Source organism: Pseudomonas sp. TSO6, assembly GCF_056098905.1.
In genome coordinates this window covers 64,562-77,082 of sequence record NZ_JBLZWV010000062.1, presented here as the reverse complement: position 1 = coordinate 77,082, position 12,521 = coordinate 64,562, and the positions used below count along the sequence as shown (strand labels likewise).

At 63.1% G+C, this 12,521-nt stretch carries 12 protein-coding genes; 7 read left to right on the top strand and 5 right to left on the bottom strand.

Annotation, left to right across the window (positions count from 1 at the left end):
• Positions 1-60: 60 nt before the first annotated feature.
• Both ACN6NG_RS24520 and ACN6NG_RS24515 read left to right on the top strand, forming a co-directional pair.
• Positions 61-1,002: an AEC family transporter gene (locus ACN6NG_RS24520; protein WP_049274375.1), complete on the top strand. Its 942-nt coding sequence runs from the start codon at positions 61-63 to the stop codon at positions 1,000-1,002.
• A 56-nt stretch (positions 1,003-1,058) separates the two neighbouring features.
• Positions 1,059-2,417, top strand: a complete 1,359-nt coding sequence (locus tag ACN6NG_RS24515) for an amino acid permease (protein WP_016501356.1) — start codon at positions 1,059-1,061, stop codon at positions 2,415-2,417.
• Between the two features lie 95 nt (positions 2,418-2,512).
• Here the strand turns inward: ACN6NG_RS24515 and ACN6NG_RS24510 are convergent, their stop codons facing one another.
• From ACN6NG_RS24510 to gatC, 5 genes are all read right to left on the bottom strand, one after another.
• Positions 2,513-3,556, bottom strand: coding sequence for a calcium/sodium antiporter (locus ACN6NG_RS24510; protein WP_063426375.1), 1,044 nt, complete (start codon positions 3,554-3,556; stop codon positions 2,513-2,515).
• Between the two features lie 60 nt (positions 3,557-3,616).
• Entirely contained in the window at positions 3,617-3,991 is a 375-nt protein-coding gene (locus ACN6NG_RS24505; protein WP_063426377.1) for a septal ring lytic transglycosylase RlpA family protein, read from the bottom strand.
• Positions 3,992-4,144: 153 nt separating this feature from the next.
• Entirely contained in the window at positions 4,145-5,590 is a 1,446-nt protein-coding gene (gatB, locus tag ACN6NG_RS24500; RefSeq protein ID WP_016501353.1) for an Asp-tRNA(Asn)/Glu-tRNA(Gln) amidotransferase subunit GatB, read from the bottom strand.
• Positions 5,591-5,601: 11 nt separating this feature from the next.
• A complete protein-coding gene (gene gatA, locus ACN6NG_RS24495; protein WP_063426379.1) occupies positions 5,602-7,053 on the bottom strand; it encodes an Asp-tRNA(Asn)/Glu-tRNA(Gln) amidotransferase subunit GatA in 1,452 nt (483 codons plus the stop codon).
• Between the two features lie 15 nt (positions 7,054-7,068).
• A complete protein-coding gene (gene gatC, locus ACN6NG_RS24490) occupies positions 7,069-7,356 on the bottom strand; it encodes an Asp-tRNA(Asn)/Glu-tRNA(Gln) amidotransferase subunit GatC (RefSeq protein ID WP_003255165.1) in 288 nt (95 codons plus the stop codon).
• A gap of 205 nt (positions 7,357-7,561) precedes the next feature.
• Here gatC and mreB point away from each other — a divergent pair, with 205 nt between their 5' ends.
• The 5 genes from mreB (at position 7,562) to rng (ending at position 12,475) form a co-directional block, all read left to right on the top strand.
• Positions 7,562-8,599: a rod shape-determining protein MreB gene (mreB, locus tag ACN6NG_RS24485; protein ID WP_003255163.1), complete on the top strand. Its 1,038-nt coding sequence runs from the start codon at positions 7,562-7,564 to the stop codon at positions 8,597-8,599.
• Between the two features lie 196 nt (positions 8,600-8,795).
• A complete protein-coding gene (mreC, locus tag ACN6NG_RS24480; RefSeq protein WP_474316734.1) occupies positions 8,796-9,830 on the top strand; it encodes a rod shape-determining protein MreC in 1,035 nt (344 codons plus the stop codon).
• Positions 9,830-10,318, top strand: coding sequence for a rod shape-determining protein MreD (mreD, locus tag ACN6NG_RS24475; protein ID WP_016485021.1), 489 nt, complete (start codon positions 9,830-9,832; stop codon positions 10,316-10,318). Before mreC ends, mreD begins: the two co-directional genes overlap by 1 nt.
• A 33-nt stretch (positions 10,319-10,351) precedes the next feature.
• Entirely contained in the window at positions 10,352-10,963 is a 612-nt protein-coding gene (locus ACN6NG_RS24470) for a Maf family protein (RefSeq protein ID WP_063426383.1), read from the top strand.
• 54 nt (positions 10,964-11,017) lie between these two features.
• Complete coding sequence (gene rng / locus ACN6NG_RS24465; protein ID WP_049275123.1) at positions 11,018-12,475, top strand: ribonuclease G; 1,458 nt, start codon at positions 11,018-11,020, stop codon at positions 12,473-12,475.
• The last annotated feature ends 46 nt before the right edge of the window (positions 12,476-12,521 follow it).

The following is a 12,521-nucleotide window of genomic DNA, read 5'->3' as shown; positions in this document are numbered from 1 at the left end:
TAGCGGCCGTTGGCGTATCATTAGCCACCTAACGGCAACCCTCTCCAGGATCGCTTGCGCATGCTCGCCCTTCTCATCCAGACGCTGAACATCACGGCACCTGTCTTCGCCATGCTGTTCATGGGCGTGCTGCTCAAGCGCATCCACCTGATCGACGACAATTTCAACCGTGTCGCCTCGCAGTTGGTGTTCAACGTCTGCATGCCAGCGCTGCTGTTCCTCGGTATCTACCACGCCGACCTGGCAGCAGCGGTAAAGCCCGGCGTCATCCTCTACTTCATCGCCGCCACCCTGGTTGGCTTCGCCGTCGCCTGGGGCATGGCCATCTGGCGCAGCCCGCTGGCCGACCGGGGCATCTATACCCAGGGCGCGTTCCGCGGCAACAACGGCGTGATTGGCCTGGCCCTGGCTGCCAGCCTGTACGGCGACTACGGTATTTCGCTGGGGGCGGTGCTCGCCGGCCTGGTCATCCTCATGTACAACTCGCTGTCGGCGGTAGTGCTGGCGGTGTACAGCCCGGACCTGAAGTCCGACCCGTGGAGCATCTGCAAGAGCATCTTCAGCAACCCGCTGATCATCAGTGTGCTGGTCGCGACACCCATGGCTTACGGCCAGGTGCCGCTACCCAACTGGCTGCTGACTTCGGGGGATTACCTGGCGCAGATGACCCTGCCGTTGGCCTTGATGTGTATTGGCGGCACCCTGTCGCTGACGGCATTGCGCGACAGCGGCAAGCTGGCCATCGACGCCAGCCTGGTTAAGATGGTCTGGCTACCGCTGGCCGGCACCCTCGGCGCCTGGCTGTGTGGTTTTCGCGGGGCCGAACTGGGCATCCTGTTCCTGTACATCGGCAGCCCTACCGCAGCAGCCAGTTACGTCATGGCGCGAGCAGCCAATGGCAACCATGAGCTGGCGGCGTCGATCATCGTCATTACTACGCTAATGGCGGCAATCACCACCAATATCGGCATTTTCATCTTGCAGTGGGGCGGATGGATCTAGATCCTTGACTGCAAACAACACAAAAAACACAGCCTCACTGAGCTAAAGGACACTTCATGCAAGACCAGAGCACGCCCGAGCTACAGCGCGGGCTGAAGAATCGCCATATCCAGCTGATCGCGCTGGGCGGGGCTATCGGTACCGGCTTGTTCCTGGGTATCGCCCAGACCATTCAGCTGGCCGGCCCCTCCGTGTTGCTGGGGTATGCCATCGCGGGCCTGATGGCCTTCCTGATCATGCGCCAGCTGGGCGAAATGGTGGTGGAAGAGCCGGTAGCCGGCAGCTTCAGCCACTTTGCCCACCAGTACTGGAGCGAGTTTGCAGGCTTCGTGTCGGGCTGGAACTATTGGGTGGTGTATGTGCTGGTGGGCATGGCCGAGCTGACGGCTGTGGGTATCTACGTGCAGTACTGGTGGCCGGATTTCCCCACCTGGGCCACGGCGGCGATCTTCTTCGTGGTGATCAACCTGATCAACCTGACCCAGGTGAAAGTCTACGGCGAAATGGAATTCTGGTTCGCCCTGATCAAGGTAGTGGCCATCGTCAGCATGATCGGCTTCGGCGCCTGGTTGCTGAGCAGTGGCCATGGCGGCCCGGATGCCAGCGTGGCCAACTTGTGGCAATACGGCGGCTTCTTCCCTAACGGTGTCAGCGGCCTGGTGATGGCGCTGGCAGTGATCATGTTCTCGTTCGGTGGCCTGGAGCTGGTGGGTATCACCGCTGCCGAGGCCGACAACCCGCGCGAGAGCATCCCCAAGGCCACCAACCAGGTGGTGTATCGCATCCTGATCTTCTACATCGGTGCCCTGGCGGTGCTGCTGTCGCTGTACCCGTGGCAGAAGGTGGTGCAGGGCGGTAGCCCGTTCGTTATGATCTTCCACGAACTGGACAGCGACCTGGTGGCGACCATTCTCAATATCGTGGTGCTGACGGCCGCGCTGTCGGTCTACAACAGCTGCGTATACGCCAACAGCCGCATGCTGTTTGGTCTGGCCAGCCAGGGCGATGCACCGCGCCAGTTGCTGAAAGTCAGCCGCAGCGGTGTGCCGCTGACTGCGCTGGGCGTGTCGGCCTTCGCTACCGGGCTGTGCGTGGTGATCAACTACCTGATGCCGGGTGAGGCCTTTGGCTTGCTGATGGCCCTGGCGGTGTCGGCGCTGGTGATCAACTGGGCGAGCATCAGCATTACCCACCTGAAGTTCCGCAAAGCCAAGCTGGCGGCCGGGATTACCCCGTTCTACAAGAGCCTGGGGCACCCGCTGACCAACTACCTGTGCCTGGCGTTCATTGTGCTGATTCTGGTGGTGATGTACCTGACCCCGCCGATTCGCATCTCGGTGATGCTGATCCCGGCATGGATTGCCGTGCTGTGGGTGGCCTTCAAGCTGAAGAAGGCTCGGCAGGTTCGCCGTTAGATTTGTATCGCCTGTGAGATCGAGCGCCGCCCGCGCGGCGCTCGATCTAAAGGGCGACACAAGGCTTAAGGCATGCGCCAGATGACATGGCCCGATCAATGCTGCCGGCGCCAGGCACGCACGGTGGTATACAGCAGCACCACGCCGAGCACAGGCAGCACATAGAACAGCATCAACCGCTCCAGGCGCCCGGCCAGCGGCATGCCCATTGTGAATGCCGCCACGTGCAGCCCGTACGCCACGTACAGGCAGAGGAACACCAAGCCTTCGGCGCGGGTGATCCGGTAGCCGGAATAGAACACCGGCAGGCTCAGCACGGCAACCCCGAGCATTACTGGCAGGTCGAACGCCAGGGCGTTGGGCGAGATCGACAGCGGCTCAGGGGTGATCAGCGCGGTCAGGCCCAGCACGGCCAGCAGGTTGAACAGGTTGCTGCCGATGACCGTGCCCACGGCAATTTCCCGTTCACCGCGCAGGGCAGCGATCAATGCGGCGGCGAGCTCTGGCAGGGATGTGCAGATGGCGACGACGGTCAGGCCGATTATGCGCTCGGACAGCCCCAGGTCGGTGGCAACCTCCACGGCGGCCTCCAGCAGCAGGTGCCCCGCCAGGCTCAGCAGGGCAAGGCCGGCCAACACCAGCAGCAGCGTGCCTGACCAGAAGCGCCTGGCGCTGGATTTGGCCGTGTCCGGCGCGGGGTAGGTGCGTGCGTAGTGGCGCGACTGGTGCCAGAGCATTACCAGGTAGCCGACCAGGCCAAGCAGCAGCAGCCCCCCTTCAACCCGGCCCAGGTAACCGTTGGCGCACAGGGCATAGACCAGGCCGCTGGCGACGATCATCAGCGGAATGTCCAGGCGCACCAGCTGGCGCGATACGCGCAAGGGGATGATCAGCGCGGCCAGGCCGAGAATGACCAGTACGTTGAATATGTTGCTGCCGATCACGCTGCCGACCGCCACATCCGGCGCGCCCTGGTAGGCGGCCTGCAGGCTGACGGTGAGTTGTGGCGCGGTACTGCCGAAAGCCACCAGGCTCAGGCCGATGATCAACGGGCGAACATGAAGGCGTTGTGCCAGGCGCAGCGCTGCGCGCACCAGCAATTCGGCGCCGCCGACCAGCAGCAGCAGGGCAACGCCCAATTGCAGCAGGCTGAAGGTGGGAAGGGTGGCCAGGTCGAAAATGGTCGGACTCCTGTCGCGTCAGTCGCTAAGCCCTTGTACTCGCACGCGCGCTGTTCCGCTACGGAGCATGCCGATTTTTTCTGCTGCGGCGCGAGACAGGTCGATCAGGCGGCCGCGGGTGTGCGGGCCACGGTCGTTGATGCGCACCACCACACTGCGCTGGTTGGCCGTGTTGGTGACCAGTACGCGAGTGCCGAACGGCAGGCTGCGATGGGCGGCGGTAAGGCCGTGCTGGTTGAACGGTTCGCCGCTGGCGGTGCGTTTACCGTGGTGGCGCGAGCCGTAATAGGAAGCGGTGCCCGTCTGGTCGTAACCGCGCGGGTCGATGTCGTGGCTGGCGCAGCCGGCCAGGAAAGAGAAGAGGGCGAGGGTGCCGAGGGATCGTTTTAGCAAGTTATTGCTCCGATGCTGCAATTGGGGCCGCTGTGCGGCCCATCGCCGGCAAGCCAGCTCCCACAGGTACCTCATCGCCCTCAAGAGCGGCGCTGTACCTGTGGGAGCTGGCTTGCCGGCGAACGAGGGCAAGGCCCTCGCCGCTTTTTCAGCTCAGCCTTCGAGCTTGGCCTTGAGCAATTGGTTCACCTGCCCCGGGTTGGCCTTGCCTTTGGAAGCCTTCATCGCCTGGCCGACGAAGAAGCCGAACATCTTGCCACGCTTGGCCTCGTCGGCGGCGCGGTACTGTTCGACCTGCTCGGCGTTGGCCGCCAGCATTTCGTCGAGCATCTTGTCGATCGCACCGGTGTCGGTAACCTGCTTCAGGCCTTTGCTTTCGATGATGCTGTCGGCATCGCCTTCACCGGCGGCCATGGCCTCGAACACGGTCTTGGCGATCTTGCCGCTGATGGTGTTGTCGCGGATGCGCAGCAGCATGCCACCCAGGTGCGCGGCGCTGACCGGTGCCTGGTCGATCTCGATGCCCAGCTTGTTAAGCAGGCTGCCCAACTCGACCATGACCCAGTTGGCCGCCAGCTTGGCGTCGCCACCAATTTTCACCACTTCCTCGAAGTAGTCCGCCTGTTCGCGGCTGGAAGCCAGCACGTTGGCGTCGTAGGCCGACAGGCCGTACTGGCTCTGGAAGCGTTCGACCTTCTGCGGCGGCAGCTCCGGCAGGCCGGCGCGGATGGTTTCGAGGAAGCTGTCCTCGATCACCACCGGCAGCAGGTCCGGGTCGGGGAAGTAACGGTAGTCGTTGGCTTCTTCCTTGCTGCGCATGGAGCGGGTTTCGTCTTTGTTCGGGTCGTACAGGCGGGTTTCCTGCACGACCTTGCCGCCGTCTTCGATCAGGTCGATCTGGCGCTGGATTTCGCTGTTGATCGCGCGCTCGATGAAGCGGAACGAGTTGACGTTCTTGATCTCGCAGCGGGTGCCGAACTCGACCTGGCCTTTCGGGCGAATCGACACGTTGCAGTCGCAGCGTAGCGAGCCTTCGGCCATGTTGCCGTCGCAGATGCCCAGGTAGCGCACCAGCGCGTGGATCGCCTTGACGTAAGCCACGGCTTCCTTGGCACTGCGCATGTCAGGCTCGGAGACGATTTCCAGCAGCGGGGTACCGGCACGGTTGAGGTCGATGCCGGTGGAGCCGCTGAAGTCTTCGTGCAGGCTTTTGCCTGCGTCTTCTTCCAGGTGCGCGCGGGTTACCCCGATGCGCTTGATGGTGCCGTCTTCCAGGGCGATATCCAGGTGACCCTTGCCGACGATCGGCAGGTCCATCTGGCTGATCTGGTAGCCCTTGGGCAGGTCCGGGTAGAAGTAGTTCTTGCGCGCGAACACGTTGCGCTTGCCGATCTCGGCATCGATGGCCAGGCCGAACATGCACGCCATGCGCACGGCTTCCTGGTTCAGCACCGGCAGTACGCCGGGCATCCCCAGGTCAACCAGGCTGGCCTGGGTGTTCGGCTCGGAACCGAAGGTGGTGGCGCTGCCGGAGAAGATCTTCGACTGGGTGGCGAGCTGGGTGTGGATTTCCAGCCCGATCACAACTTCCCATTGCATGTGTGAACTCCTCAGAAGCCGTTGGGGGCACGGGTGTGCCAGTCGGTCACTTGCTGGTAGCGGTGCGCGACGTTGAGCAGGCGGCCTTCCTGGAAGTACGGCGCCAGCAGCTGCACACCGACCGGCAGGCCGTCGACGAAGCCGGCCGGCATCGACAGGCCCGGCAGGCCCGCCAGGTTGGCGGTGATGGTGTAGACGTCTTCCAGGTAGGCGGCGACCGGGTCGCTGCTCTTGGCGCCAAGCTTCCAGGCCGGGTTCGGCGTGGTAGGGCCGAGGATCAGGTCGACATCGTTGAAGGCGGCCATGAAGTCGTTCTTGATCAGGCGGCGGATCTGCTGCGCCTTCACGTAGTACGCGTCGTAGTAGCCGGCCGACAGGGCGTAGGTGCCGACCATGATCCGGCGCTGCACTTCAACGCCGAAGCCTTCGCCACGGGAACGCTTGTACAGGTCGGTGAGGTCTTTCGGGTCTTCGCAGCGGTAGCCGAAGCGCACGCCGTCGAAGCGCGACAGGTTGGAAGAGGCTTCAGCCGGGGCGATCACGTAGTAGGCCGGGATGGCGTGCTGCATGTTCGGCAGGCTGATTTCCTTGACCACTGCGCCGAGCTTTTCCAGCTCTTTGACACTGGCCTGAACCAGGTCGGCGATACGCGGGTCGAGGCCTGCACCGAAGTACTCTTTCGGCAGGCCGATGCGCAGGCCCTGCAGCGAACCATTGAGGTTGGCGCTGTAGTCCGGCACCGGCTCTTCGATGCTGGTGGAATCCTTGGCGTCGAAACCGGCCATGCCTTGCAGCAGCAGGGCGCAGTCCTCGGCAGTGCGGGCCAGCGGGCCGCCCTGGTCGAGGCTGGAGGCGTAGGCGATCATGCCCCAGCGCGAAACACGACCGTACGTCGGTTTGAGGCCGGTGAGGTTGGTCAGTGCCGCCGGCTGGCGGATCGAACCGCCGGTGTCGGTGCCAGTGGTGGCCGGCAGCAGGCGCGCGGCCACGGCAGCGGCCGAACCGCCCGACGAACCGCCTGGGACGTGTTCGAGGTTCCAAGGGTTCTTCACCGCGCCGTAGTGGCTGGATTCGTTGGCCGAACCCATGGCGAACTCGTCCATGTTGGTCTTGCCCAGGGTGACCATGCCGGCTTCAGCCAGCTTGGCGACCACGGTGGCGTCGTACGGCGCCTTGAAGTTGTCGAGCATCTTCGAGCCGCAACTGGTGCGTACGCCGTTGGTGCAGAACAGGTCCTTGTGGGCGATGGGGGCACCCAGCAGCGCGCCGGTTTCGCCTGCGGCGCGACGGGCGTCGGCGGCACGCGCCTGGCCCAGGGCCAGGTCTTCGGTGACGCTGATGAAGCTGTTGATTTGCGGGTCGAGTTGCTTGATGCGCGCCAACAGGGCGCTGGTCAGCTCTTCGGAGGAAAACGACTTGTCGGCGAGTCCGCGGGCGATCTCGGCCAGGGTCAATTGATGCATGGCAGGCTCTATCCCTTACTCGATGACTTTGGGAACCAGGTACAGACCGCTTTCGGTCGACGGCGCGATAGCCTGGTAGGCGTCGCGCTGGTTGCTTTCGGTGACCTGGTCGGGACGCAGGCGCTGGCTGGCCTCCAGCGGGTGGGCCAGGGGCTCGATGCCAGTGGTATCGACCGCTTGCATCTGGTCGACCAGCCCGAGGATGCTGTTCAGGGCATCGGTAATGCGTGGCAGTTCGCCATCATTCAGCCCCAGACGGGCCAGATGGGCGATCTTTTCCACGTCGCAGCGTTCAAGCGCCATGAAGATCTCCAAGGGAAACAAAGAACGGAATTTGGGTCCGCGATGAGGAACATGTCAGCTTTCTGGCGGTCCAACGGCCGCGATCATCGGCTGGCATGCTCGGAAAAACAGCCAATTTAACATATTGGCTCCTTGCCCAAAATCCCTGCCATTGTTAGAGTTTGCCGCACTTTTTTACCCACGCTTTCCCCAGGGTCACTTTCCCATGTTCAAGAAACTGCGTGGCATGTTTTCCAGCGATCTCTCCATCGACCTGGGTACTGCCAACACCCTTATTTACGTGCGTGAGCGCGGTATCGTCCTGAATGAGCCCTCGGTTGTTGCCATCCGTACCCATGGCAATCAGAAAAGCGTCGTCGCCGTCGGTACCGAAGCCAAACGCATGCTGGGCCGTACGCCTGGCAACATTGCTGCCATTCGTCCGATGAAGGACGGCGTTATCGCCGACTTCAGCGTTTGCGAAAAAATGCTGCAATATTTTATCAACAAGGTTCACGAGAACAGCTTCCTGCAGCCAAGCCCGCGCGTGCTGATCTGCGTGCCGTGCAAGTCGACCCAGGTAGAGCGCCGCGCCATTCGCGAGTCGGCCCTGGGTGCCGGTGCCCGTGAAGTGTTCCTGATCGAAGAGCCAATGGCGGCTGCCATCGGTGCCGGCTTGCCGGTTGAAGAGGCCCGCGGTTCGATGGTCGTCGATATCGGTGGTGGTACCACTGAAATCGCACTGATCTCCCTGAACGGCGTGGTCTATGCCGAATCCGTACGCGTTGGCGGCGACCGCTTCGATGAAGCCATCGTCACCTACGTGCGCCGCAACTACGGCAGCCTGATCGGCGAGTCCACCGCCGAGCGCATCAAGCAGGAAATCGGTACCGCTTACCCGGGCGGCGAAGTGCGCGAAGTCGATGTGCGTGGCCGCAACCTGGCCGAAGGCGTACCGCGTGCCTTCACCCTGAACTCCAACGAAGTGCTCGAAGCTCTGCAGGAATCGCTGGCGACCATCGTCCAGGCCGTGAAGAGCGCCCTGGAGCAATCGCCGCCCGAGCTGGCTTCGGACATCGCCGAGCGTGGCCTGGTGCTGACCGGTGGTGGCGCGCTGCTGCGTGACCTCGACAAGCTGCTGGCCCAGGAAACCGGCCTGCCGGTGATCGTCGCCGAGGACCCGCTGACCTGTGTCGCCCGTGGCGGCGGTCGCGCCCTGGAGATGATGGACAAGCACGCGATGGACCTGCTCTCCAGCGAGTGATCCCACTCGCTGTTCACGAGCGCCCGGTTTACAGGTAGCACGCACAGTGCTACCTGTATGTGCTGGGCTGGCGCCCGTCAAGGGCGCCGTATCCGTCAACCCGCAACCAGGCTGGTGCGTTGTTCCATGTCCAATGACCTCCTGAGTCGTCCACGAGGAACGGCCCATTAAACCGCTTTTCTCCAAGGGCCCTTCGCTGGGCGTTCGCCTGCTCGTTCTGGTGGTGATGTCGGTCGCGTTGATGGTTGTCGACGCGCGCTTTGACATACTCAAACCCGCGCGCAGCCAGATGGGCATGGTGCTGATGGAGTCGTACTGGATCACCGACCTGCCGCAACGTGCGTGGCAAGGCGTGGCCGGCCAGTTCGGCAGCCGCACTGAACTGATCGCCGAAAACGAAAAGCTCAAGACCGAAGCCCTGCTGTTGCAGGGGCGTCTGCAGAAGCTGGCAGCCCTGACCGAGCAGAACGTGCGCCTACGCGAGTTGCTGAACTCTTCGGCGCTGGTCAACGAAAAGGTCGAAGTGGCCGAGCTGATCGGTGTCGACCCCAACCCGTTCACCCACCGCATCCTGATCAACAAGGGCGAGCGTGATGGTGTGTTCCTTGGTCAGCCGGTGCTCGATGCGCGCGGTCTGATGGGCCAGGTGGTCGAGCTGATGCCCTACACCTCGCGGGTACTGTTGCTGACCGATACCACCCATAGCATTCCGGTGCAGGTCAACCGCAACGGCCTGCGCGCCATTGCCAGTGGCACCGGCAACCCGGAGCGCCTTGAACTGCGTCACGTGGCCGATACCGCCGACGTCAAGGAAGGCGACCTGCTGGTCAGCTCCGGCATGGGCCAGCGCTTCCCGGCTGGCTACCCGGTGGCGACGGTCAACGAGGTGATCCACGATTCCGGGCAGCCGTTCGCCATTGTGCGAGCCATTCCCACTGCCGCGCTCAATCGCAGCCGTTACATGCTGCTGGTGTTCAGCGACCGGCGTACCCCGGAGCAGCGCGCCACTGATGCTGCCATCGCCCAGGAAGAGGCTGACCGCAAGGGCACCTCGGTCCCCGGCCAACCGGCGAGTACGGGCGAGCAGGGCACACCTGCCAGCACTACGCCTGTAACCCCAGCCACACCCGCAGCGCCGACAGCACCGGCCGCACAGCCTGCAGCCCCGGCGGCTAACCCTGCCACGCCTGCCGCAGCGCCTGCCGCACCCGCTCACACCCGGAGACAATGATGGCTGCTTCGCGCCGCAACAACGGCTGGGTCATCTGGCTGACTTTCGCCATCGGCCTGCTGCTCAGCGTCTCGCCCATGCCGCAGTTCATGGAAGTGTTCCGGCCCATGTGGCTGGCTTTGCTGGTGTCGTTCTGGACCCTGGCGGTGCCGGGCAAGGTCGGCATGACCACGGCGTTCGTGCTGGGCCTGGCCGAGGACGTGTTGTACGGCACCCTGCTGGGCCAGAACGCGTTGATCCTCACCCTTATCACCTTTCTGGTGTTATCCCTGCAGCAGCGCTTGCGCATGTTCCCCATGTGGCAGCAGAGTCTGGTGATCCTGGTCATTTTCGGCATCGCCCAGCTCATCCAGCTATGGCTCAGCGCCCTGACCGGCAACCGGCTGCCTACCCTGGCGCTGGTCTGGTCGGCGGTCATCAGTGCCTTGCTCTGGCCATGGATCAGTTTCGCCCTGCGCGACCTGCGCCGACGCTTGCATATCAACTGACGGCGACGCCGCAACTGACAGGGAGATGTCTGCATGAACCCGTTATACCTGGCCTCTGGCTCGCCCCGCCGTCGTGAACTGCTGACCCAGATCGGTGTGCCTTTCACCGTTGTCAGTGCACCCATCGATGAATCCCCGCTGCCTGACGAAAGCGCCCCGGCCTACGTTGAGCGCCTGGCTCGGGCCAAGGCTGCGGCTGGTGTGGCCCGTGTCGAGGGCCCGGCTGTGGTGCTGGGGGCGGATACTGCCGTGGTGCTCGATGGGCGTATTCTGGGCAAACCGGAAAACCGCGAAGATGCCATGGCCATGCTGGCTGACCTGTCGGGCCGCGAGCACCAGGTATTGACTGCGGTTGCCCTCAGCGACGGCCTGCATACGCAAAGCCTGTGCGTCACCAGCAAGGTGCGCTTCCGGGCGATCAGTGCCGATGAAGCACAACGCTACTGGGCCAGCGGCGAGCCTGTGGACAAGGCCGGTGGCTACGCCATCCAGGGCCTGGGCGCAGTGTTCGTCACCGGTCTGTCCGGCAGTTATTCGGCCGTGGTAGGCCTGCCCCTCAGTGAGACGGCCGAGTTGCTTGGCACGTTTGGTATCGCCTGTTGGCAATCGCCCGTGCATACGCCAGAGGTAACAAACCCGCAGTAGCCAGCACGGCATACGCCATCCATCATTACAAAAGACCTTTGACGAGAGCCGGCCATGAGTGAAGAGATCCTGATCAACATCACCCCGATGGAGTCACGCGTGGCGGTGGTGGAAAACGGGGTACTGCAGGAAGTGCACGTCGAGCGCACCCAGCGCCGTGGCATCGTCGGCAATATCTACAAGGGCAAGGTGGTGCGTGTGCTGCCAGGCATGCAGGCGGCCTTCGTCGACATCGGCCTGGAGCGCGCCGCGTTCATCCATGCGTCGGAAATTTCTCAGCGTGAAGGCTCGGCGGTCGAGACCATCACGGCGCTGGTGCACGAAGGCCAGGCCCTTGTGGTACAGGTGACCAAGGACCCGATTGGCACCAAGGGCGCACGCCTGACCACCCAGCTGTCGATCCCTTCGCGCTACCTGGTGTACATGCCGCGCAGCAGCCATGTCGGCATTTCGCTGAAGATCGAAGACGAAGCCGAGCGAGACCGCCTCAAGCAGGTGGTCAGCAACTGCATGGAAAGCGAAAACATCAAGGATGCCGGTGGTTTCATCCTGCGCACCGCCGCCGAAGGCGCTCGTGCCGAAGAGATCCTGCAGGACATCCGCTACCTGCGCCGCTTGTGGGAGCAGATTGGCGCCCAGATCAAGACCTGCGGCGCGCCGATGGTCATCTACGAGGATCTGGGCCTGGCACTGCGTACCCTGCGTGACCTGGTCAACCCGAAGATCGAGAAGATCCGCATCGACTCGCGTGAAACCTTCCAGAAGACCACGCAGTTCGTCGGTGAACTGATGCCGGAAATCGCCGACCGCCTCGAACACTACCCGGGCGAACGGCCAATCTTTGACCTGTACGGTGTCGAAGACGAAATCCAGCGCGCCCTCGAGCGCAAGGTGCCGCTCAAGTCCGGTGGCTACCTGGTGGTCGACCCGGCCGAAGCGATGACCACCATTGATGTGAACACCGGTGCATTCGTCGGCCATCGCAACCTTGAAGAGACCATCTTCAAGACCAATCTGGAGGCCGCCACCGCCATCGCCCGGCAACTGCGCCTGCGCAATATCGGCGGCATCATCATCATCGACTTCATCGACATGGAAGATGAAGAACACCAGCGCCAGGTGCTGCGCACACTGGAAAAACAGCTGGAACGGGATCACGCAAAGACCAACATCATCGGCATCACCGAGCTGGGCCTGGTGCAGATGACCCGCAAGCGCACCCGTGAAAGCCTGGAGCAGGTGTTGTGCGAGCCGTGCCTGGCCTGTCAGGGCCGCGGCAAGCTGAAAACCCCCGAGACCATTTGCTACGAAATCTTCCGCGAGATCCTGCGCGAGGCACGTGCCTATCAGGCCGAGGGCTACCGTGTGCTGGCCAACCAGAAGGTGGTCGACCGCCTGCTGGATGAAGAATCGGGCAACGTGGCAGAGCTGGAGGCCTTTATCGGTCGAACCATTCGCTTCCAGGTCGAGTCGATGTATTCGCAGGAACAATACGACGTGGTGCTGCTCTGAGGTCTTCTCGAACGCGCCACTGGATGCTCGGGCTGGCAAAAGCGCC